Annotated in this window: 20 protein-coding genes; 11 read left to right on the top strand and 9 right to left on the bottom strand. The window is 67.9% G+C overall.

What is annotated here, in order from left to right:
• Positions 1 to 55 precede the first annotated feature (55 nt).
• Positions 56 to 1,045 carry a LysR substrate-binding domain-containing protein gene (locus KUV62_RS19185; protein WP_222605351.1) on the bottom strand — a complete coding sequence of 330 codons (990 nt, stop codon included), beginning with the start codon at positions 1,043 to 1,045 and terminating at the stop codon, positions 56 to 58.
• A gap of 256 nt (positions 1,046 to 1,301) precedes the next feature.
• Between KUV62_RS19185 and kduI the strand changes: the two genes are divergently transcribed.
• From kduI to KUV62_RS19135, 10 genes are all read left to right on the top strand, one after another.
• Positions 1,302 to 2,126: a 5-dehydro-4-deoxy-D-glucuronate isomerase gene (gene kduI / locus KUV62_RS19180; RefSeq protein WP_222605350.1), complete on the top strand. Its 825-nt coding sequence runs from the start codon at positions 1,302 to 1,304 to the stop codon at positions 2,124 to 2,126.
• Positions 2,126 to 2,869, top strand: coding sequence for a 2-dehydro-3-deoxy-D-gluconate 5-dehydrogenase KduD (kduD, locus tag KUV62_RS19175; RefSeq protein ID WP_261395778.1), 744 nt, complete (start codon positions 2,126 to 2,128; stop codon positions 2,867 to 2,869). The genes kduI and kduD overlap by 1 nt, the downstream gene beginning before the upstream one ends.
• Before the next feature lie 245 nt (positions 2,870 to 3,114).
• The gene (locus KUV62_RS19170; RefSeq protein ID WP_222605349.1) at positions 3,115 to 4,083 is read left to right on the top strand and encodes a TRAP transporter substrate-binding protein; all 969 of its coding nucleotides are present in this window, start codon (positions 3,115 to 3,117) and stop codon (positions 4,081 to 4,083) included.
• A 60-nt stretch (positions 4,084 to 4,143) separates the two neighbouring features.
• On the top strand, positions 4,144 to 4,650 hold the full coding sequence (locus KUV62_RS19165) for a TRAP transporter small permease (protein ID WP_261395777.1): 507 nt from the start codon (positions 4,144 to 4,146) through the stop codon (positions 4,648 to 4,650).
• A gap of 18 nt (positions 4,651 to 4,668) precedes the next feature.
• The gene (locus KUV62_RS19160) at positions 4,669 to 5,946 is read left to right on the top strand and encodes a TRAP transporter large permease (protein WP_222605348.1); all 1,278 of its coding nucleotides are present in this window, start codon (positions 4,669 to 4,671) and stop codon (positions 5,944 to 5,946) included.
• Between the two features lie 5 nt (positions 5,947 to 5,951).
• Positions 5,952 to 6,761: an NAD-dependent epimerase/dehydratase family protein gene (locus tag KUV62_RS19155; RefSeq protein ID WP_222605347.1), complete on the top strand. Its 810-nt coding sequence runs from the start codon at positions 5,952 to 5,954 to the stop codon at positions 6,759 to 6,761.
• A 1-nt stretch (position 6,762) separates the two neighbouring features.
• Positions 6,763 to 8,286: an aldehyde dehydrogenase (NADP(+)) gene (locus KUV62_RS19150; protein WP_222605346.1), complete on the top strand. Its 1,524-nt coding sequence runs from the start codon at positions 6,763 to 6,765 to the stop codon at positions 8,284 to 8,286.
• 142 nt (positions 8,287 to 8,428) lie between these two features.
• Positions 8,429 to 9,331 carry a 5-dehydro-4-deoxyglucarate dehydratase gene (kdgD, locus tag KUV62_RS19145; protein WP_222605345.1) on the top strand — a complete coding sequence of 301 codons (903 nt, stop codon included), beginning with the start codon at positions 8,429 to 8,431 and terminating at the stop codon, positions 9,329 to 9,331.
• Positions 9,328 to 10,464, top strand: coding sequence for a mandelate racemase/muconate lactonizing enzyme family protein (locus tag KUV62_RS19140; RefSeq protein ID WP_222605344.1), 1,137 nt, complete (start codon positions 9,328 to 9,330; stop codon positions 10,462 to 10,464). Before kdgD ends, KUV62_RS19140 begins: the two co-directional genes overlap by 4 nt.
• Before the next feature lie 65 nt (positions 10,465 to 10,529).
• Complete coding sequence (locus tag KUV62_RS19135) at positions 10,530 to 11,321, top strand: amidohydrolase family protein (protein ID WP_315901599.1); 792 nt, start codon at positions 10,530 to 10,532, stop codon at positions 11,319 to 11,321.
• Between the two features lie 39 nt (positions 11,322 to 11,360).
• On the opposite strand, the gene KUV62_RS19130 is transcribed toward KUV62_RS19135, so the two are convergent.
• The 6 genes from KUV62_RS19130 to KUV62_RS19105 form a co-directional block, all read right to left on the bottom strand.
• Positions 11,361 to 12,440, bottom strand: a complete 1,080-nt coding sequence (locus tag KUV62_RS19130; protein WP_222605342.1) for a glycoside hydrolase family 105 protein — start codon at positions 12,438 to 12,440, stop codon at positions 11,361 to 11,363.
• Positions 12,437 to 14,008 (bottom strand): glycoside hydrolase family 28 protein, encoded by a 1,572-nt coding sequence (locus KUV62_RS19125; protein ID WP_222605341.1) that lies wholly within the window; start codon positions 14,006 to 14,008, stop codon positions 12,437 to 12,439. Before KUV62_RS19125 ends, KUV62_RS19130 begins: the two co-directional genes overlap by 4 nt.
• 61 nt (positions 14,009 to 14,069) lie before the next feature.
• The gene (locus tag KUV62_RS19120; RefSeq protein WP_222605340.1) at positions 14,070 to 15,326 is read right to left on the bottom strand and encodes an ABC transporter substrate-binding protein; all 1,257 of its coding nucleotides are present in this window, start codon (positions 15,324 to 15,326) and stop codon (positions 14,070 to 14,072) included.
• 21 nt (positions 15,327 to 15,347) lie between these two features.
• Entirely contained in the window at positions 15,348 to 16,460 is a 1,113-nt protein-coding gene (locus KUV62_RS19115) for an ABC transporter ATP-binding protein (RefSeq protein ID WP_222605339.1), read from the bottom strand.
• Entirely contained in the window at positions 16,460 to 17,383 is a 924-nt protein-coding gene (locus KUV62_RS19110; protein WP_222605338.1) for a carbohydrate ABC transporter permease, read from the bottom strand. The genes KUV62_RS19115 and KUV62_RS19110 overlap by 1 nt, the downstream gene beginning before the upstream one ends.
• Before the next feature lie 4 nt (positions 17,384 to 17,387).
• The gene (locus tag KUV62_RS19105; protein WP_222605337.1) at positions 17,388 to 18,269 is read right to left on the bottom strand and encodes a carbohydrate ABC transporter permease; all 882 of its coding nucleotides are present in this window, start codon (positions 18,267 to 18,269) and stop codon (positions 17,388 to 17,390) included.
• A 203-nt stretch (positions 18,270 to 18,472) separates the two neighbouring features.
• On the opposite strand from KUV62_RS19105, the gene KUV62_RS19100 reads away from it, so the two are divergent.
• Complete coding sequence (locus KUV62_RS19100) at positions 18,473 to 19,393, top strand: AraC family transcriptional regulator (protein WP_261395776.1); 921 nt, start codon at positions 18,473 to 18,475, stop codon at positions 19,391 to 19,393.
• Here the strand turns inward: KUV62_RS19100 and KUV62_RS19095 are convergent.
• Together KUV62_RS19095 and KUV62_RS19090 are read right to left on the bottom strand one after the other, a co-directional pair.
• Positions 19,365 to 19,685, bottom strand: coding sequence for a cupin domain-containing protein (locus KUV62_RS19095; protein ID WP_222605335.1), 321 nt, complete (start codon positions 19,683 to 19,685; stop codon positions 19,365 to 19,367). The two genes, KUV62_RS19100 and KUV62_RS19095, sit on opposite strands and share 29 nt — an antisense overlap.
• A gap of 73 nt (positions 19,686 to 19,758) precedes the next feature.
• Positions 19,759 to 20,493 carry a FadR/GntR family transcriptional regulator gene (locus tag KUV62_RS19090; RefSeq protein ID WP_222605334.1) on the bottom strand — a complete coding sequence of 245 codons (735 nt, stop codon included), beginning with the start codon at positions 20,491 to 20,493 and terminating at the stop codon, positions 19,759 to 19,761.
• Between the last annotated feature and the right edge of the window lie 131 nt (positions 20,494 to 20,624).

Raw genomic sequence — 20,624 nt, 5'->3', positions numbered from 1 at the left:
CTTCCGCGCGGGCGTCTCGCGGCCCCGGCCCCCGCCAGCTTCCGGGCGATGTGTCTCAGTCGGAGGTAAACTCCTCGCCCGGAAGCTGGCGGCCCTGCTGCTCGTCAATGCGCAGGCCGAACCCGGTGACCAGATCGCGGGCACGGGCGTCATGCGCGGCGCCGAGCTCGCGGATCCAGTCGGAGAAGATCCGCACGATGCGGCGGTTGGTGTGGCGCGCCGGGCAGACCAGCCAGTAGGCCGGGAAGCGGATCGCCTCGAAGGCGGTGGAGAGCGGCACCAGCGCGCCGCTTTCCAGCTCGGGCAGGGCCAGGGTCGTGCTCTCGAGCACCACGCCCGCGCCGTCGGCGGCGAGCTGCAGCGCCATCGAGGAGCGGTCGAGCCGCAGCGGATAGACCATGCGCTCGCCCATCACCCCATGCCGCGCCAGCCAGAAATCCCAGCGGTAGTGCGTCTTGACCGAGTCGATCAGTTGGGCCTGCCGCAGCTGCCCGATGGGATCGTCGGAGAGCGCGCGCAGCTGCTCGAGATAGGCGGGCGAGCACATCGGCAGCACCACGTCATGCATCACCGGCTCCTGGTGCAGCCCCGACCAGCCGCCCTCGCCGTAGCGCAGATCGAGATCGACCACTTCGGTCTCGAAATCGGAGAAATCCGGCGCCGCGTCGATGCGCACCTGCCAGTTCGGCGTCAGATCGAGGAATTCCTTGAGGCGCGGCGCCAGCCAGCGCACGGCGAAGGAAGGCGAGACCCGCAGGATGAAATGCCGCGCCTCGCGCTGGCGCTGGATCGCCTGCCGCACGTCGCGCATCATCCGAAACGCCTGGCTGGTGGTCTGGAACAGCCGCTCGCCATCCGAGGTCAGCGACAGCCGGCGCTTCTCGCGCCGGAACAGCAACACGCCGAACTGCTGCTCGAACTGGCGGATCTGCTGGCTCACCGCCGAGGGCGAGACGCCAAGCTCCTCCGCCGCCTTCGAGATGCCGCCGAGCCGGGCCACCGCCTCGAAGTAGTTCATCGCGTTGAGATTGATGTCCTTCATCATGAGTGCGGCTTTCCAGTGTCGGGCCAGTGTCGGGCCAGTGTCGAGCTCGGGCCGACTGTGGCCGGGAAAGCGGCGCGCGGCAACCATCGCACGGGCAGCGGGAAGGCCGCTTGGGGAGGCGCGCGCGATGCTCTCTTGATTTGTCATACAGATAATGCAAGTCATATGTCAGAAATCAAAGGGTGGAGCGTCATGTCTGACAGAAGCGCTGCCAGACCGCATCCCGCCCGGCCGGATGACATGCAGGAGGATCATCATGCTGACCGTCGAAACCCGCCACGCCATTCATCCCGATCATGCCAAGGGGATGGATACCGCTGCGCTGCGGACGCATTTCCTTGGCGAGGGGCTGTTCGCCGAGGGCGAGATCCGTCTCGTCTACACCCATTACGACCGCTTCACGCTGGGCGGGGCGGTGCCCGCCGGCGGCACGCTGACACTCGACAAGGTCGAGGAGACCAAGACCGACAGCTTCCTCGATCGCCGCGAGATGGGCATCGTCAATATCGGTGAGATCGGCACCGTCGAGGCCGGTGGCGAGACCTACGAGATGAACCGCGGCGACGTGCTCTATCTCGGCATGGGCAGCGGCGCGGTGCGCTTCGGCGGGCAGGGCCGCTTCTACATCACCTCGGCCCCGGCGCACCGGACGCTGCCGTCGCGGCTGGTGACGGTGGCGGAGTGCGTCGAGGTCAAGATGGGCGCGGCAGAGACCTCCAACAAGCGCACCATCAAGCAGTTCATCCACCCGCAAGTGATGGAGAGCTGCCAGCTGATCCTCGGCTATACCTCGCTCGAGGAGGGCTCGGTCTGGAATACCATCCCGAGCCACATCCACGACCGGCGCATGGAGGCCTATCTCTATTGGGGCATGGACGAGGAGGCGCGCGTGCTGCACCTGATGGGCGCGCCCGACGAAACGCGGCACCTCTTCGTTGCCGACGAGCAGGCGGTGCTCTCGCCGAGCTGGTCGATCCACTCGGGCGCCGGGATCGGGGAATACACCTTCATCTGGGCGATGGCGGGCGACAATGTCGATTATACCGACATGGAGTTCATCCAGCCGAAGGATCTGCGCTGATGGGCGGGCCGTTTTCCCTCAAGGGCCGCAAGGCGCTGGTGACCGGCGCCAATACCGGCATCGGGCAGGCCATCGCGGTGTCGCTGGCGGGGCAGGGGGCGCATGTGGTTTGCGCCGGGCGCCGTGCCTGCGACGAGACCGCGGACGCGATCGCCGCGGCGGGCGGCACGGGCGAGAGCCTGCTGCTCGATTTCGCCGATCCGATGGCTGCGTCCGATATCTTTGACGGGGCGGGCTATTCGATTCTCGTCAACAATGCCGGCATCATCCGCCGCGCCGACTCGGTTGAGTATTCCGAGGCCGACTGGGACGCGGTGATGGACGTGAACCTCAAGGCGCTGTTCTTCACCTGCCAGGCCTTCGGCAAGGCGCTGCTGGCCGACAAGGCGCCGGGGGCGGTGATCAACATCGCCTCGCTGCTGTCGTTCCAGGGCGGCATCCGGGTGCCGGCCTATACCGCGGCCAAACATGGCGTGGCGGGGGTGACCAAGATCCTCGCCAATGAATGGGCGCCGCACCGGATCACCGTCAACGCCATCGCGCCGGGCTATATCGCGACCAACAACACCCAGGCCCTGCGCGACGATCCCGAGCGCGCCGCCGCCATCCTCGACCGCATCCCGGCCGGGCGCTGGGGCGACCCCGCCGATATCGGCGGCACCGCGGCGTTCCTTGCCTCGCCGGCGGCGACCTACATCACCGGGGCGGTTCTCAACGTCGACGGCGGCTGGCTGGCGCGCTGATCCGATCCTCCGACTCCCGGCACGGGCCCCGTCGCATGCGGCGGGGCCTGTTGCATGGTGAGCGGCAAACCTGTCATATCAATCTCGGCGGTGATTTCGCTGCGGGTGCAAAATGAAGTGCCTTAAATCGTTGTAATAATGTATACATTCAAGTCCAAACCATGGCGCTTGACAGTCATCATACAAGTTTGTCATATATCGCTCAGGCAGACACGATATTGCCGACTGTCAGGGAGGACAAAAACATGTTTCGTATGACCACTTCCGCGCTTGCGCTTGCTTTGATTGCCGCCCCCGCCATGGCCGAGACCTGGCGCACCTGGGCGATCCACCCGGAGGGCTATCCCAACGTCACCGCGCTCGAGAGCTTCGCCGAGGACGTTGCCGAGGCCACCGAGGGCCGCATCGAGCCGCAGGTCTATCCGGGTGGCGTGCTGGGCGCGCAGCCCGACGCCATCGAGCAGCTGCGCGCCGGCGCCATCGCCGTCGGCAATTTCAACATGGGCCCGATGGGCGAGATCGTGCCCGCCACCAACGTGCTGTCGCTGCCGTTCATCTTCCGCGATGTCGATCACATGCACGCCGCGATGGATGGCGAGATCGGCCAGCGCTTCTCGGACGCGCTGTCGGAGGCCGGCATCGTCGCGCTGTCTTGGATGGATAGCGGCTCGCGCAGCTTCTACAACACCAAGAAGCCGATCATGACCCCCGCCGATATGGACGGGCTGAAGTTCCGCGTGATGAGCAACGACCTCTACGTGCAGATGGTCGACAGCCTCGGTGGCAACGCCACGCCGATGGCCTATGGCGAGGTCTACCAGTCGCTCAAGACCGGGGTGATCGACGGCGCCGAGAACAACTACCCGAGCTTCGAATCCTCGAACCACTACGAGGTGGCGAAGTACTATTCCATCACCAATCACCTGATCATCCCCGAGTGCATCTGCGTGGCGAAATCGGTCTGGGACGAGACCTCGCCCGAGGATCAGGAGCTGGTGCGCGAGGCGGCGGTGGCCGCGGCGCTGGAGCAGCGTGAGCTCTGGGCCGAGCGCTCGGAGGCTTCCAAGGCGCAGGTCATGGAGTCGGGCGTCGAGGTCAACGAGGTCGAGGATCCGATGGCGTTCCAAAGCGCGATGGAGCCGGTCTATGCCAAGTTCATCGAGGCCAACCCGGATCTCGAGCAGCTGATCCGCGACATCCAGGCGGTCGAGTAAGCGGCCTTGCGCGCCCCGGCCTCCGGGCCGGGGCGTCACGACGGGACGGGGGAGGGAGCGATGCTTCCACAGGACAAGGCACCGGCCGAGATGGGCCGCGTCGAGCGGGCGCTCGATCTGCTCGCCAAGGGCTGCGTGGCGGTGGCCGGCACCGGGCTGGTGGTGCTGGTGGCGATCTTCGGCTGGCTGGTCTGGGGGCGCTACGTGATGAACGACACCCCCACATGGGTCGAGCAGGTGGCGCTTCTGCTGGTGGTCTGGATCACCTTCCTCGGCGGCGCTGCCGGGGTCTGGACGCAGAGCCACCTGTCGATCGATTTCATCCGCGAGATGCTGCCGCGCGCGCTCCGCGTGCCGCTGCACTGGCTGGCGCTCCTGGGCATGCTGATCTTCGGGCTCGTGCTGTTCTGGCAGGGCTGGACCCTGGCCGAGAGCCTCTGGCCGCGCCGCGTTCCGATGCTGGGCATTACCGAGGGGCTCCGGGCGCTTCCGATGGCGATCTGCGGCGCGCTGACGGCGATCTTCACACTCTATCAAGCGGTGGCGCTGGCCACCGCCAAGACTTGACTGGCAAGGACTGAACCCATGGGTCTGGCACTTCTCTTCGGGCTGTTCTTCTTCGGCCTGCTGACCGGCATGCCGGTGGCCTTCGCCCTCGGGCTCGCCACGGTGGGCGGCTTCCTCTACGAGGGCCTGCCGCTGTTCATCGGCTTCCAGCGCGTACTGTCGGGGATCTCGGTGTTCTCGCTGCTGGCGATCCCGTTCTTCATCTTCGCCGGCGAGCTGATGATGCAGGGCGGCATCGCCGGCCGCCTCGTGCGGCTGGCAAGCTACGCGGTGGGCTGGATGCGCGGCGGGCTCGGCGTGGTCAACGTGGCGTCGTCGATGCTGTTCGGGGGCATCTCGGGCTCGGCCGTGGCCGACACCTCGGCGCTCGGTTCGATCCTGATGCCGGTGATGAAGGAAAAGGGCTACGATCCCGACTACGCCGTCAACGTCACCGTGACCTCCTCGGTGGCCGGCGTGGTGATCCCGCCCTCGCACAACATGATCCTCTTCGCGGTGGCGGCGGGTGGCGTCTCGGTCTCCAAGCTGTTCATCGCGGGCATCGTGCCCGGCGTGCTGATGTGCCTCTGCCTCGGAATCGTCGCCTATGTGGTCGCGGTCAAGCGCGGCTACCCGGCCGAGACCTTCCCCGGCTTCAAGTCGCTGGCGATCTCCACCATCGTGGCGCTTCCGGGCCTGATGACCGCGGTGATCATCGTCGGCGGCGTGCTGTCGGGCGTGATGACGGTGACCGAAAGCGGCGCCTTCGGCGCGATCTGGGCCATCCTGGTGACGATCTTCGTCTACCGCGAACTGACCTGGGAGAAATTCCGCGCCGCCGTGGTGACCTCGGTGCGCACCACCGCGCTGGTGATGCTGCTGGTGGCGACGGCCTCGGCGTTTTCCTACCTGCTCACGCTCTACCGCGTGCCCGATCTTCTGGCGACCGCGGTGACCGGGATCTCCGACAACCCGATCGTCATCCTGCTGCTGCTCAATCTCGTGCTGCTGGGCCTTGGCATGATCATGGACATGGCGGCGCTGATCCTGATCACCACCCCGATCTTCCTGCCCGTCGTCGTCGGGCTCGGCATGGATCCGATCCAGTTCGGCGTCATCCTGATGATGAACCTCGGCCTTGGCCTCTGCACCCCGCCGGTGGGCGCCTGCCTCTTCGTCGGCTGCGTCGTGGGTGGCGTGCGGATCGACCAGGCGGTGCGGACGATCTGGCCCTTCTACCTCGCGATCTTCGGCGCGCTCATGCTGGTCACCTACGTGCCCGCCTTCTCGATGACCCTGCCGGGGCTGATGGAGTGACGATGATGATGAACCGGATCCTGATCACCGGCGCCGCCGGAACCTTGGGGACCATGCTGCGCGAGAAGCTGCGCGGCCATGCCAAGGTGCTGCGCCTGTCGGATGTCGCGGAGATGGCCCCTGCGGGCGCAGGCGAGGAGGTGGTGCCCTGCGACCTCTCCGACGGCGCCGCGGTGATGCGCCTCGTCGAGGGCTGCGACGGCATCGTGCATCTCGGCGGTATCAGCGTCGAGCGCAGCTTCGACCTGATCGAGGCCGCCAACCTGCGCGGCGTCTACAACCTCTACGAGGCGGCGCGTGCCCATGGCCGGCCCCGCATCGTCTTCGCCTCGTCGAACCACACCATCGGCTACCACGACCAGACCACCCGGCTCGACCACAGCGCGCCGCTGCGCCCCGACAGCCTCTACGGCGTGTCGAAGATCTTCGGCGAGGCGGTGGCGAGCCTCTACCACGACAAGTTCGGGCAGGAGAGTGCGCTGGTGCGCATCGGCTCCTGCACCCCCAGGCCGGAAAACTGGCGCATGCTGGCGACCTGGTTCAGCCATGACGATTTCGTCTCGCTGATCGCCGCCGTCTTCGCCGCGCCGCGGCTCGGCTGCACCATGGTCTGGGGCGCCTCGGCCAACGACCACGGCTGGTGGGACAACAGTCACGCCGCCTTCCTCGGCTGGCAGCCGAGAGACAACGCCGCCGCCTTCGCCGACGAGATCGCCCGCACCGTGCCCCGCCCGGGGCCCGGCGAGGCGGTCGCGCGCTACCAGGGCGGCGTCTTCACCGATGAACCCATTCATCCATCCCGCAAGGAGGACTGACATGCTGGACCAAACCTTTACCCCCCACGGCAAGCACCTGATCGCCGGCGACTGGATCGCCTCCGAGACGACCTTCCAGTCCGAGCCCGCGCGCGGCCCGGCCCATGCCTTCAGCATCGGCACGCCGGATCTTGTCGACCGCGCCTGCAAGGCGGCGGAGGAGGCGTTCTGGAGCTACGGTTACACCAGCCGCGAAGAGCGCGCCGCCTTCCTTGACGCCATCGCCGACGAGATGGAGGCCCGCGCCGAGGCCATCACCGAGATCGGCACCCAGGAGACCGGCCTGCCCGAGGCGCGGCTGCAGGGCGAGCGCGGCCGCACCACGGGCCAGCTGCGGCTCTTCGCCGAGCACATCCGCAAGGGCGATTATCTCGACCGCCGGCATGATGCGGCGCTGCCCGACCGCGCGCCGCTGCCGCGCCCCGACCTGCGCATGATGCAACGCCCGATCGGGCCGGTGGCGGTGTTCGGCGCGTCGAACTTCCCGCTCGCCTTCTCCACCGCCGGCGGCGACACCGCCGCGGCGCTCGCCGCCGGCTGCCCGGTGGTGGTCAAGGGCCACTCCGCCCATCCCGGCACCGGCGAGATCGTCGCCGAGGCGATCCGCGCCGCCATCGCGTCCTGCGGCATGCCCAAGGGCGTGTTCTCGCTGATCCAGGGCGGCAAGCGCGATGTGGGTCAGGCGCTGGTGCAGCACCCGCTGATCAAGGCGGTGGGCTTCACCGGATCGCTCGGCGGTGGCCGCGCGCTCTTCGATCTCTGCGCCCAGCGTCCCGAGCCGATCCCGTTCTTCGGCGAGCTGGGCTCGGTCAACCCGATGTTCATCCTGCCGGAGGCGGCCCGCGCCCGCGGCGCCGAGATCGGCTCCGGCTGGGCCGGCTCGCTCACCATGGGCGCCGGCCAGTTCTGCACCAACCCGGGCATTGCGGTGATCGCCACCGGCGCCGAGGGCGACGCCTTCGTCGCCGCCGCCAAGGAGGCGCTCACCGACGCCCCGGCGCAGGTCATGCTGACCGAGGGCATCGCGCAGGCCTATCGCGAGGGTAAGGCGCGGTTCGACGGGCGCAACACCGTCAAGCCGGTGCTCACCACCGCGCAGGAGGGCCGCACCGCGCGCCCCAACCTCTACGAGACCGACGCCGCCAGCTACCTGCAGGATCACGCGCTCGGCGAAGAGGTGTTCGGCCCGCTCGGGCTGGTGATCCGCGTCTCATCCGACGAGGAGCGCAGCGCGCTCGCCCGCGGCTTCGAGGGCCAGCTCACCGCGACCATCCACATGGACGCGGGCGACACCCGGGCCGCCCGGGCGCTCCTGCCGATCCTCGAGCGCAAGGCCGGCCGGGTGCTGGTCAACGGCTTTCCCACCGGCGTCGAGGTGGCCGACACCATGGTGCATGGCGGGCCCTACCCGGCGAGCACCAATTTCGGCGCCACCTCGGTCGGCACGCTCTCGATCCGCCGCTTCCTGCGCCCGGTCTGCTACCAGAACGTCCCCGAGGGCGTGCTGCCCGACGACCTGACCTGACCCAGCCGCGGGGCGCGCGCATCACGGGCCGCGCCCCCTCTCACCCGGCCCGCTCTTCTTCTGGCCGAAAATATCCCGGGGTGAATTGGCCGCAGGCCAAGAGGGGCAGTGCCCCTGCACCCCGCCAATAGAGGACTGCCCAATGGACCCCCAACAGATCAAGACCGCCCTCGGATCCGGCCTTCTCTCCTTCCCGGTGACGCCGTTCGATGCCGAGAACCGCTTCGCCCCCGAGCCCTACAAGGCGCATGTGGAATGGCTCTCCGGGTTCGACGCCCCGGTGCTCTTCGCCGCGGGCGGCACCGGCGAGTTCTTCTCGCTCACCCCCGAGGAGATCCCGGCCATCGTCTCCGCCGCCAAGGAGGCCGCCGGCAGCACCGCCATCGTCTCGGGTTGCGGCTACGGCACCGAGATCGCGGTGGGGATCGCGAAATCGGTCGAGAAGGCCGGCGGCGACGGTATCCTGCTGCTGCCGCACTACCTCATCGACGCGCCGCAGGAAGGGCTCTACGCTCACGTCAAGGCGGTCTGCGATGCGACGGGGATGGGGGTCATGGTCTACAACCGCGACAATGCGGTGCTGCAAGCCGACACGCTGGCGCGGCTCTGCGATGCCTGCCCCAACCTCGTAGGCTTCAAGGACGGCACCGGCGATATCGGCCTGGTGCGGCAGGTCACCGCCAAGATGGGCGACCGGCTGACCTATCTCGGCGGCATGCCCACCGCCGAGCTCTTCGCCGAGGCTTATCTCGGCGCCGGCTTCACCACCTACAGCTCGGCCGTGTTCAACTTCGTCCCGGCGCTGGCCAACAGGTTCTACGCCGCGCTGCGTGCCGGCGACCGCAGCACCTGCGAAGACATCCTCAAGAGCTTCTTCTACCCGTTCATGGACCTGCGCTCGCGCCGCAAGGGCTACGCCGTTTCCGCGATCAAGGCGGGCGTCCGCCTCGTGGGCTTCGATGCCGGTCCGGTGCGCTCGCCGCTCTCCGACCTCACCGGCGAGGAGGAGGAGATCCTGAAGGACCTGATCGAGGCCCACGCATGAAGATTGCCGAGATCCGCACCCACCTGCTCGAGCACAGGCTCGACACCGCCTTCGAGAGCGCCTCGATGCGCTTCGACAAGCGGGTGCACCTGCTGGTCGAGGTGATCTGCGAGGACGGCACCACCGGCTGGGGCGAGGCGCTCGGCCCGGCCGGGCCCAACGCCGCGGCTATCGCCGCCTATGCCGGCTGGCTCAAGGGCATGAACGCGCTCGAGACCGAGAAGGTCTGGGCGACGCTCTACAACGCACTGCGCGATCAGGGCCAGCGCGGCATCACCGTGACCGCGCTCTCGGCCATCGACATCGCGCTCTGGGACATCAAGGGCAAGGCGCTTGGCCAGCCGGTCTCGGTGCTGCTCGGCGGGCGCTGGCGCGACAGCGTGCGCGCCTATGCCACCGGGTCGTTCAAGCGCGATGGGGTCGACCGGGTGGCGGACAACGCCGCCGAATGCGCCGGCCACGTCAAGGCGGGCTTCCACGCGGTCAAGATCAAGATCGGCTTCGGGATCGACGAGGACCTGCGGGTCATCGAGGCGGTGCGCGACGCCATCGGCCCCGAAACCCGGCTGATGATCGACGCCAATCACGGCTACGACACCATCGAGGCGATCCGCCTCGGCCAGGGCGCGGCGAAATACGGTATCGACTGGTTCGAGGAGCCGGTGGTGCCCGAGCAGCTTTCGGCCTATCGCAAGGTGCGCGAGGGCCAGCCGATCCCGGTCGCGGGCGGCGAGACCTGGCACACCCGCTGGGGCTTTGCCGAGCCGCTGGCCTCGGGCTGCGTCGACATCGCCCAGCCCGATCTCTGCGGCGTCGGCGGCTTCACCGAGGCGCGGCGGGTGGCGGATCTCTGCACCCTCCACGGGGTCCGGCTGGTGCCGCATGTCTGGGGCACCGCGGTGCAGATCGCGGCGGCGCTGCAATTTATGGCGGCGATGGTGCCCAACCCGGTGCGGGTCAACCCGATCGAGCCGATCATGGAGTTCGACCGCACCCACAACCCGTTCCGGCAGGCGGTGGTGACCACGCCCATCGAGCATGATGCGGGCGTCGTCCGCATCCCCGACGCGCCGGGGCTCGGCATCGAGATCGACCGCGACGCGCTGGCGCGCTTCGCGCCGCAAGCGTCATGATCGCGCGCAAGCTCACGGGGGAGAGGCCCCGGACGCCGGTGCCGCGTGGCGCGGTCGATACCCAGATGCACATGTATCTGCCGGGCTTCGCCATGCGCGAGGATGGCGTGGGCCGCCCCGCCGATCCGCTGCCGACGCCCGAGATGTATCGCGAGACCATGCGCTGGCTCGGGCTCGACGCGGTGGTGATCACGCAAGGCAACGCGCATGGCACCGACAATGCCAGCCTGCTCGCCTGCATCGCCGAGATGGGCGATTGCGCGCGTGGCGTTGCGGTGATCACGCCGGAGACCGGCGAGGCCGAGATCGCGCGGCTCTCGGAGGCAGGCATCGTGGGGGCTCGGATCATGGACCTGCCGGGCGGGGCCGTGGGGCTCGACGCGCTCGAGGTGGTCGATGCCATCGCCGCCGATGCCGGCTGGATGATGGCGGTACAGTTCGACGGCTCGGCCCTGCCGGAGCTCGAGCCGCGGCTCAAGGCGCTGAAGTCGCGCTGGGTGCTCGACCATCACGCCAAGATCTTCGACGGCGCCTCGCCCGCGCATGTCGATGTCATCAAGCGGGTGCTCGACGGCGGGCGCTGCTGGTTCAAGTTCGCTGGCTGCTACGAGAGCTCGCGCAGCGGCGGGCCGGACTTCGCCGACATCGCCGAGGTCGCCCGTGAGATCGGCGTGTACGCGCCCGAGCGCATCGTCTGGGGCACCAACTGGCCGCACAATGCCGCTCAGATGAGCGAAGACTATCCCTGCGACGCGGATCTGCTCGATCTGGCGATGTCTTGGCTGCCGGATGACGCCGCACGGCGCCGGACGCTGGTCGACACGCCCCGCGCACTCTTCGGCTTCGGCCCGGTCTGAGCGTATTGGCCCCGGTTCTGCCGGTGCCCGTCGCGGGGCTCAGGCGGTTTCGGCCGCCAGCCCCGCGCGCACGATTTCGGCGGCGGCCATCATCAGCGGGCCCACCCCCTTGGCATCATCCGCGACGATGCGCTCGCGCGTGTAATAGCCCGGTGAGCCGTCGCGATAGACCCCCTCGAAGCCGCCAAGCCCCGCGACGTGGCAGATCCCGGTCATCCGGGTGACGCCCTGCGCCGCCTCGAGCCGGGTCGTGATCAGCGCCTCCCATGCCTTGCGCCCTGCGCTCGCATCCGGGGCAAGGCCGAGCCGCGCGGCGGTGAGCAGCGCGTAGGCGAACATCGCCGAGGCCGAGCTTTCCTCGTAATTGCCCTCGAGCCCGGGCGCGTCGAGCACCTGCGGCCAGAGCCCCGAGCGCGCCTGTTGCGCCACCACCGCGCCCAGAAGCGCCCTGGTGCGGGGAAGGGGCGCGCGGTCGGGTGCGAGCGCGGCCAGATCGACCAGCGCCATCGCCAGCCAGCCCACCGCCCGCGCCCAGACCGCCGCCGAGCGCCCGGTCTCGGGATCGGCCCAGCCTTGCGCCCGGGCGGCATCGTAGCCATGCACGTAGAGTCCCGCCGGCCCCGCCGTCAGATCGAGCGCACGGTCGAGCTGGGCCATCGCATCGTCGATCAGCTCAGGCCGGTCGGTGCGCTGCGCGTACTCGACCTGGAAGGGCAGGCCCATGTAGATGCCGTCGAGCCAGACCTGCTCGGGGTAGCGCTTCTTGTGCCAGTAATTGCCCGCCTGCGTGCGCGGATGCCGGTCGAGCTGCTCGGCCAGCCGCTCGGCGGCGGCCATGTAGCGCGCATCGCCGGTCTCGTCGGCGAGGTGGAACAGGCAGCGTCCGGCGAGGATGTTGTCGATGTTGAATTCCTCGGGGTCGAAGCCCTGCAGCGCGCCGTCGGGGGCGATCTGCGGCGCGGTCAGCCGCAGCAGGTGGTCGCGCCAGCGCGCCTCGCCGGTGGCTTTGTGGAGCAGCACCAGGCCGCGATAGATGCAACCGTCCTCGTAGCACCAGCGACCGCCCTTGTAATGCGTGTAGCGGCTGGCGAAAGCGTCGAAATAGGCGAAGGGGGTCATTGGCTCTCCCGGGCTCTGGCGGTTGTATCGGTGTCCGGCGCGGCGCTGAGGCCGCCGGACCGGATGGCGTGGCCGGGGGCTGTGAGCCCGGCATGTTCGGCCAAGAGGCCCGCGTGCCGCAGCGGCGCGATGCCGGCGGCCATGAGCGGCGGCTCCGGCCGGGCGTCGGGGTCATGCGACAGCACCTCCACCCGCTCGAGCCGGATCGGGCCGAAAGGTGCCTCGGCGAGGCCGAGGAAGGCGCCGAGCGCGTGGGCCAGGCGGGTGATCCGGACGTCGGAAATCTCGATCCGGCCAACCGAGGGTGTGCCGGGGCCCAGGGGCGCGGGGGCGCGGTCCTGCACCCAGGGGGCGTGGCCGTCGGGGTCGCAGAAATAATGCCCGTTGGCGGCGAAGGCGGTGAGCACGCCGTCCATCGAGACATCGTGGAAGCGGATCGCGTCGACAAAGCCGCCACGGCCCCGGCGCGTCTTGATCCTCAGGCCGCGATCGGTTCCGCGCATCTCGCAATGTTCAACCGTCACGTCGCGCACGCCGCCTGACATCTCCGAGCCGATGACCACGCCGCCGTGGCCGCGCTCCATCAGGCAATGGCGCACGCTGATGCGGGCGGTGGGGCGCAGGTGGGCGGCCTCGCCGTTCGGCCCGCGCTTGCCGGCCTTGATTGCGATGCAGTCGTCCCCGACCGAGAAATGCGTGCCGATGATCTCCACATCCTCGCACATCTCGGGATTGAAGCCGTCGGTGTTGGGGCTGTCATGCGGCGCTTCGATGCGCAGCGCCGCGGCGGTGAGCCGGCGGCAGCCCTGCGGGTGGATCGTCCAGGACGGCGCGTTGCGGATGGTGACGCCGATCAGCGCGGTGTCGGTGCAGTCGATCAGGTGCAGGCCGCGCGGACGGCGCGCGCCTTGCCGTGTCTCCTTGGGCCAGGACCACCAGTCGCCGCGGTCGCCGCCGCCGTCGATCGTGCCGGGCCCGGCGATGGTGAGGCCGCTTGCGCCGATGGCGTGGATCGGGGCCGCGAAGCAGGGCTCCGGCAGGCCCTCCCAGCTGCCGAGCATCCCGCCGTCCCGCCAGGCGGGCAGGATCGGCCAGCCCTCGCGCGAGCTCGGGGCGGCGAGCACGGCGCCCTCGGCGAGTTGCAGCGTCATCGCCCCGCGCAGGCAGACCGGTGCGGCGATGAAGCGTCCGGGGGGAACGTGCAGCGTGCCGCCCTCGGGCGTGGCGGCGAGTGCGCGGGCGATGGCGTCGGCATTGGCGCGCGCGGCCTCTGGCGTGTCGGGGGCGTCTGGCACCGCGCCGTGGCTGCGGATGTCGACGAGCCCGGCGCAAGGCATGGTGCGTAAAGGAAGGGGCGCTGCCCCCTCGACCTCGAATAGATGTTCGGTATCGGGCGCCAGCCCGTGCAGCGGCAGCACCACCGTCGAAGCAGCGCCCTGCGCCACCACCGTGCCCGCAACGGAGAGGCGCCACGGGCGGGCGGGGGAGAGCGCATGGCGCGCTCCGGCAAAGGGCAGGCACAGCGCGACGGAGCGCGCGGAACGCGCGGCAAGGCGGACGGGGGTCATGGCGGGACCTTGGATGGGGTTCGGGCAGCGGCCCCGGCCTCGCGACCGGGACCGCACTTGCTCAGGAGTCGAAGCCGCTCAGCACGTCATTGGCGGCGTCGATGATGATCTCGGCGGCCTCGACCTCGTCGATCATGCCGTAGGAGTATTCCTCGAGCGCGTCGATGAAGGCGCCGCGCAGCTCGGGATGCTCGTTGAAGGGCGAGATTGCCGGGCCGCTGGCGGCCATCGCGATCTCATGCGCCTTGACGATCTCGGGCTTGATCATGCCAGCCTCGATCAGCCGGTCGGCGGCGACCTTCGAGGCGGGCAGGCCGCGGGTGTCCTTCAGTGCGTCGATGCCCTGGGCTTCGGTGAGCAGGCAATTGACGATCTGCGCCGCCGCCTCGGGGTTGTCGGAATTGCGCGAGATCGCGAACAGCATCGAGGGCTTGCGATAGGCACCATCGGTCACCGCGTCCTCGAAGCGGATCGGGGCGACGCTGTCGATGGTCTGGCCCTCGGCGAGCGGGTCGGCATATTTGAAATAGGTGGTGTCCCATTCGTAGGAGCCGGCGATGCGGCCCTGCGCCCAGTCCTGCTTCTCGTAGAGATTGACGTTGCCCTCGCCGGCTTCTTGCTGCTGGCTGCGCACCGCGCCAGTCTCGATCAGGCGTCCGTAATGGGCGATGCCGGCGGCCAGCTCCTCCGGGCTCCAGGCGACGCGGTTGGTCTCGGGATCGACCAGGTCCTTGCCGGTCTTCTGCACCACGGCGAGCGTCACCAGAAGCTGCGCCGTCTCCTTCACCGCGTTGAAGAGGTTGTATCCCTCGCCCTGGCTCTCGCGCAGCGTGGCGGCGGCGGAGAAGAACTCTTCCCAGGTCGAGGGCACGGGGATGCCGGCGGCTTTGAGCGTGGTGGTGTTGAAAAAGAACACCCGGCCCGTGGTCGAGAGCGGCAGGCCGTTGAGCTTGCCCTGCACGGTGACGGTGGCGAGCTGGTCGTCGGACCATTGCGACAGGTCGATGGTGTCCGAGAGCTGGGTCAGGTCGTAGAAGCCCTCGCCATCCTGCGAGAACAGCGGCAGCCACGGCCAGTTGACCTGCACGATATCGGCCTCGGTGCCGCCGGCCATCTGGGTGGTCAGCTTCTCGAGATAGCCGTCGAAGCCGGTGAACTCGGGCGCGACGGTGTGGCCGTATTTCTCGCCGCAGACCTTCAGCGCCTCCTGCGTGGCAACGTGGCGGCTCTCGCCGCCCCACCACGACATGCGCAGATCGGCGGCGGTGGCCTGCGAGGCCAGCGTCAGGGCCAGCGCGGTTGTCAGATGCAGTTTCATCGGGGTCCTCCTCCCAAAGGGTCAGCCCTGCGCGCGCAGGGAGACGTTGCGGCCGCTGTCGCGGTCGAAGATGTGGATATTCGCCGCCTCCGGCAGCAGCCGGATGGTGTCGAGCGAGCGATCCATGCGGTCGTATTCGGCGGCGCTGGCGACGGTGGTGACCTCGCGCCCGTCGAGCAGGGCGTGGAGATAGACCTCGTGGCCCATGAACTCGACGCCGCGTAGCTGGGCCGAGAGCGCGCCGTTGATGCCGGTCGCCAGCGTCAGGTGCTGCGGGCGGATGCCAAGCGCGGCGCGCTCGGGCCGGGCGGTGAGGCGGCTGGTCAGCGCCTCGCCAAGCTGGATCACCTGCCCGCCGGTGCGGAAGGCGCCGCCATCCACATGGCCCTCGATGACATTCATCTCGGGGCTGCCGATGAAGCCCGCGACGAAGAGGTTGGCGGGCTGGTGATAGAGCTCCTTCGGCGTCGCGACCTGCATGATGTGGCCGTCCTTCATGACGCAGATGCGGTCGCCCATGGTCATCGCCTCGGTCTGGTCGTGGGTGACATAGACCACCGTGCTGGCCATGCCCTCGCGCTTGAGGCGCTTGTGCAGGTCGGTGATCCGCACCCGCATCGAGGCGCGCAGCTTGGCGTCGAGGTTCGACAGCGGCTCGTCGAAGAGGAACACGTCGGGCTTCTTGATCAGCGCGCGGCCAAGGGCGACCCGTTGCGCCTGACCGCCCGAGAGCTGCTTGGGCAGCCGGTCGAGCAGCGGCTCGATCTCGAGGATCTTGGCGACCTCCTCGACCGCCTTCGCCGCCTCGGCCTTGGAGGCGCCGCCGATGCGCAGGCCGAAGGCGAGGTTGGTGCGCACCTTCATGTGCGGGTAGAGCGCGTAGTTCTGAAACACCATCGCGATGCCGCGCTTGCCCGGCTCGAGCGTGTTGACGATGCGCTCGCCGATGCGGATCTCGCCGGCGGTGACCTCCTCGAGCCCGGCGATCATCCGCAGGGTTGTCGACTTGGCGCAGCCCGAGGGCCCCACCAGCACCATGAACTCGCCCTCCTCGACATCGAGGTTGATCCCGTGCACCGCCTTGAAGGCGCCGCCATAGACCTTTTCGAGATTTCTCAGTTGCAGCCGTGCCATTATCCCTTGATCCCCCCTGCGGAAATGCCCTCGATGAAGTACTTCTGCGCCATGAAGAACACGGCCAGCGCGGGCGTGATGGTGAGCACCGACATGGCCAGGATGCGGTTCCATTCGAAGGCCTCGGTGGTATCGATGGAGAGCTTCAGAGCGAGGCTCACCGGGTACTTGTCGACCGAGCTGATGTAGATCAGCGGGCCGAGGAAATCGTTCATCGTCCACATGAACTGGAACAGGCAGACCGAGATCAGCGCCGGGGCCAGCATCGGGACGACCACGAAGAGCAGTGTCTGCCACGAGTTGCAGCCATCGACGCGGGCGGCCTGCTCCATGTCGTCGGGAATGGCGCGCAGGAACTGCACCAGCATGAAGACGAAGAACGCGTCTCCGGCCATCGCCGAGGGCACCCAGAGCGGCAGGAAGCTGTCGAGCCAGCCGAGCTCGCGGAAGAGGATGTATTGCGGGATCCGCGTCACCACGTTGGGCAGCAGCAGGATCGCGATGACCGATCCGAAGAGGATCTTCTTCAGCGGAAAATCGAACCGCGCGAAGCCATAGGCCACCATGGTGCAGGAGATCGCCGTGCCGATGGTCTTGGGCAGGATGATCAGGAACGAGTTCCAGAAGAAGCGCCCGAAGGTGTAGGGCGTCGAGGTCTCCCAGCCCTTGACGTAGCCCTCGGTGGTGGGCTCGCGCGGGATGAAGCCGGGATTGGCGAAGATCTCGGCATTGGTCTTGAACGAGGCGCCGACCAGCCAGATCAGCGGGTAGAGCATGACCAGCCCGACGCCGAAGAGGATGGCGTAGCGCAGGATCGCGGAGACCCGGGCGCGGCGTTGCTGGATGCGCTGGTGACGGCGGGCCTCGGCGAGCGCGTCGGCGCCGGCGGTGAAAACATCGGAGGCGTGTGAAATGTCGGTCATCGGCTCAGCTCCGCTTGTCGCCGGCGTAGAAGACCCATTTCTTCGAGGACCAGAAGGCCACGAGGGTCAGCGCCATGATGATGAGGAAGAGCACCCACGCGATGGCCGAGGCATAGCCCATGTCGAAGCGCTTGAAGGCCTCGTCGTAGATGTAGAGCGGCAGCAGGTAGGTGGATTTGAGCGGCCCGCCCTGGGTGATGATGTAGGGGCCGTTGAACTCCTGGAAGGCCTGGACCATCTGCATGATCAGGTTGAAGAAGATCACCGGCGTGATCAGCGGGATGGTGATGAAGACGAAGCTGCGCAGCTTGCTCGCGCCATCGATGGCGGCGGCCTCGTAGAGCGACTTGTCGATGCTCTGAAGGGCGGCGAGGAAGATCACCATCGCCGAGCCGAACTGCCAGCAGCGCAGCAGGGTGATGGTGAAGAGCGCGTTGGTGGGATCGCCGAACCAGTTGACCGGCTCGATTCCGAACCACGCCAGCACCATGTTCACCAGCCCCTCGGTGGCGAAGATGTAGCGCCAGAGCACCGCGATGGCGATCGACCCGCCGAGGATCGACGGCACGTAGAAGGCGGTGCGGAAGAGATTGATGCAGCGCAGCTTGTAATTGAGGATGTAGGCGATGAAGAGCGCGAAGGCGAGCTTCAGCGGCACCGTCAGGAAGACGTAGAGCAGCGTCACCGAGAGCGAGCGGCGGAAGGTTCGGTCGGAGGTGAAGAGCTCGATATAGTTCTCCAGCCCCGTCCATTTCGGCGCGCGCATCAGGTTGTAATCGGTGAAGCTGAGATAGAGTGACGCGAGAAACGGTATCGCCGTGAAGGCCATCAGGCCGAGGATGTAGGGGCTGAGATAGACCAGCCCGAGCATGCGTGTCCGGATCATCTCTGGCCTCGCCGAATGCGTCGGTTTCCTAAGGTAAACGTCAAATCATCCTCCCAGAACTGCGCTTTGCGCCGGGGTTGCGGCGCCGGGTCCGATGGCGTGCCGGGCCTCCTCCGCCCTGTGACATTGCGCCGATCGCAGTTGTATGATGAATTAGTGACAGATCGGAGCGTTAAGATAAATTGACGATCACGGGGGAAAAGATGGACGAATTCGAAGGTGGCGTCCTGTCGCGTTTCCCGCCCGGCGCGCTCACCCTGACGCTGACCCGCGCGGCGATCCGGATGCAGCACGCGACCACCTGGCGGATCGAGAAGGAGAATCCGGTCGAGGATCTGGTGGTGGCGCTCGAGGGCTGCGGGCAGTACCGCATCGGCGGCCGGTTGCAGACGCTCTCGGCGGGGGAGGCGATGCTGCTGCCGCGCGACACGCCGTTCGAGGGCTGGAACGAGGGTCCGGACACCTACCTTGGCGTGGCGCAGCATTTCACCCTGTCGGCGCATGGCACCCACGACCTGATCGGACAGATGCGGCTGCGGCCAAAGGTGCGACTGTCGCGCTGGGAGGTGCTGGGCCCGATGATCCGGCACTACCGCCAGAGCGCGCCGCCCGCCTCGGTGACCCTGCCGCAGCATCACCTGTTCATGGTCATGCTGCTCTCCTTTATCGACGATGCCTTCCTCGGCTGGCGGCAGGAGGCGGTGCCGGTGGATCCCGGCGCGGGCATCGATCTGGCGGTGATGAAGGCGGCCTCGCGCATCGCCGCCGCGCCGCTCGAGGCCGAGATCGCGGCGCAAGTGGTTGCGGACGCGCCCTACAATCCCGATTACTTCCACCGCGCCTTCCGCGACCGCATCGGCCGCACACCGAAGCAATACCAGGAGTTCTGCCGCATCGAGCGCGCCGCGCACCTGCTCGAGTCGGGCCTCACGGTCGGAGCGGCGGGGGCCGAAGTCGGCTATGCCGATCCGTATTATTTCTCACGCTGCTTCAAGCGCATCATGGGGTTGAGCCCGCGCGCGCATCTGCGCCGGGTGGCGCTGTCGCGCGACGGGCAACTGATGGGGCTCGACGAGCCCGATCAGGAGGCCGCGCTTACAGGAAATCGTCCCGGCGCGGGGTGAAGCAGTCGACGAGCTGGCCTGCCTCGAGGCAGACGCAGCCATGACGCGCGCCGGAGGGGATGACGAAGCTGTCACCGGGGCCGATCTCGAACTCCTTGCCGTCGAGGTGGAAGCGGAAGCGGCCGCTTTCGACATAGGTCGATTGCACATGCGGATGATCGTGCAGCGCGCCCTCGGCACCCGGCTCGAAGCGGAACGAGACCACCATCAGTTCGGGCGCGTCGGCCAGGACCTGGCGCTGCACGCCGGTGTCGGGCGAGACCACCGGGAAGGTCTTTACGGGCTCTGTCATGATCCATCCTTTCGTCGGCGCGGCGCGCCGTTGCAAACATGTATGACAGATATGTATGACAGATGAGGAGGCGTCAAGCCTTGCCGAAACTGCCCGCCCGGAGCAGCGCCCGGTAGCGCGCCTGGCTGCCCTTGAGATGCTGCCGCATGGCGGCGCGGGCGGCCTCTTCGTCGCCGTCGAGGATGGCGTTGACGATCTCGTGGTGCTCGGCCGAGATGACGTCGAGATATTCCCGCGGGACCGGCTCGGAGTCACTTTCGGTGAGCACCTTGCGCGGGATCAGGTTCGACCCGATCATCGACAGGAAATCGCCGAAGCGCGGGTTGTTGGTGGCCTCTGCGATGGCGAGGTGCAGGGCGAAATCGGCCTCCACCGTCAGCTCGCCGGCATCTGCGGCGCGGTCGACCTCGCGCAGGCAGCCGATGATCTTCTCCTCCTGCGCCGGCGAACGCCGCTGGGCCGCCAGTGCCGCCGCCTCGGCCTCCACCGCGGTGCGCAGCTCGAGCAGCTCGATCATCGAGGAGATGCGCACGAAGTCGATGTTCTGGAACGGCAATTCCACCGGGGCAGGGGGCGCCAGCACGAACACTCCGGCGCCCTGGCGCGGCTCGACCAACCCGTCGGCGCGCAGCGAGGCGATGGCCTCGCGGATCACCGTGCGGCTGACGCCGAATTCCTGCGTCATCTGCGCTTCGCTCGGAAGCCGGGTGCCGGGCGGATAGGCGCCCGAGGAGATCTGCTCACGCAGCGCTTCGCGCACCGTCTCGACAAGCGTTCGCCCGGTCTCGGAGCGGTCAGAACGGCGCATCTTGGCTGGCATATCCATGGCTTGCTTGCTTACTTCTCATACAGGATAGTGATCTGAAGTATGACATCTGTTCAAATCCTTGTCCATGCGACTTCCGTTATATGTGGCGAAGCGCCACGCTAAGGCGGAAA

The sequence above is a fragment of the Salipiger bermudensis genome (genome assembly GCF_019801965.1).
In the GTDB taxonomy this organism is placed as follows: domain Bacteria; phylum Pseudomonadota; class Alphaproteobacteria; order Rhodobacterales; family Rhodobacteraceae; genus Salipiger; species Salipiger bermudensis_A.
This window is presented reverse-complemented; position numbering and strand designations above follow the sequence as displayed.

Excerpts from the sequence above, each read along its gene's own strand:
- KUV62_RS19185 (WP_222605351.1), bottom strand. The coding sequence starts at position 1,045 with ATGATGAAGGACATCAATCTCAACGCGATGAACTACTTCGAGGCGGTG.
- kduI (WP_222605350.1), top strand. The coding sequence starts at position 1,302 with ATGCTGACCGTCGAAACCCGCCACGCCATTCATCCCGATCATGCCAAG.
- kduD (WP_261395778.1), top strand. The coding sequence starts at position 2,126 with ATGGGCGGGCCGTTTTCCCTCAAGGGCCGCAAGGCGCTGGTGACCGGC.
- KUV62_RS19170 (WP_222605349.1), top strand. The coding sequence starts at position 3,115 with ATGTTTCGTATGACCACTTCCGCGCTTGCGCTTGCTTTGATTGCCGCC.
- KUV62_RS19165 (WP_261395777.1), top strand. The coding sequence starts at position 4,144 with ATGCTTCCACAGGACAAGGCACCGGCCGAGATGGGCCGCGTCGAGCGG.
- KUV62_RS19160 (WP_222605348.1), top strand. The coding sequence starts at position 4,669 with ATGGGTCTGGCACTTCTCTTCGGGCTGTTCTTCTTCGGCCTGCTGACC.
- KUV62_RS19155 (WP_222605347.1), top strand. The coding sequence starts at position 5,952 with ATGATGAACCGGATCCTGATCACCGGCGCCGCCGGAACCTTGGGGACC.
- KUV62_RS19150 (WP_222605346.1), top strand. The coding sequence starts at position 6,763 with ATGCTGGACCAAACCTTTACCCCCCACGGCAAGCACCTGATCGCCGGC.
- kdgD (WP_222605345.1), top strand. The coding sequence starts at position 8,429 with ATGGACCCCCAACAGATCAAGACCGCCCTCGGATCCGGCCTTCTCTCC.
- KUV62_RS19140 (WP_222605344.1), top strand. The coding sequence starts at position 9,328 with ATGAAGATTGCCGAGATCCGCACCCACCTGCTCGAGCACAGGCTCGAC.
- KUV62_RS19135 (WP_315901599.1), top strand. The coding sequence starts at position 10,530 with ATGCACATGTATCTGCCGGGCTTCGCCATGCGCGAGGATGGCGTGGGC.
- KUV62_RS19130 (WP_222605342.1), bottom strand. The coding sequence starts at position 12,440 with ATGACCCCCTTCGCCTATTTCGACGCTTTCGCCAGCCGCTACACGCAT.
- KUV62_RS19125 (WP_222605341.1), bottom strand. The coding sequence starts at position 14,008 with ATGACCCCCGTCCGCCTTGCCGCGCGTTCCGCGCGCTCCGTCGCGCTG.
- KUV62_RS19120 (WP_222605340.1), bottom strand. The coding sequence starts at position 15,326 with ATGAAACTGCATCTGACAACCGCGCTGGCCCTGACGCTGGCCTCGCAG.
- KUV62_RS19115 (WP_222605339.1), bottom strand. The coding sequence starts at position 16,460 with ATGGCACGGCTGCAACTGAGAAATCTCGAAAAGGTCTATGGCGGCGCC.
- KUV62_RS19110 (WP_222605338.1), bottom strand. The coding sequence starts at position 17,383 with ATGACCGACATTTCACACGCCTCCGATGTTTTCACCGCCGGCGCCGAC.
- KUV62_RS19105 (WP_222605337.1), bottom strand. The coding sequence starts at position 18,269 with ATGATCCGGACACGCATGCTCGGGCTGGTCTATCTCAGCCCCTACATC.
- KUV62_RS19100 (WP_261395776.1), top strand. The coding sequence starts at position 18,473 with ATGGACGAATTCGAAGGTGGCGTCCTGTCGCGTTTCCCGCCCGGCGCG.
- KUV62_RS19095 (WP_222605335.1), bottom strand. The coding sequence starts at position 19,685 with ATGACAGAGCCCGTAAAGACCTTCCCGGTGGTCTCGCCCGACACCGGC.
- KUV62_RS19090 (WP_222605334.1), bottom strand. The coding sequence starts at position 20,493 with ATGCGCCGTTCTGACCGCTCCGAGACCGGGCGAACGCTTGTCGAGACG.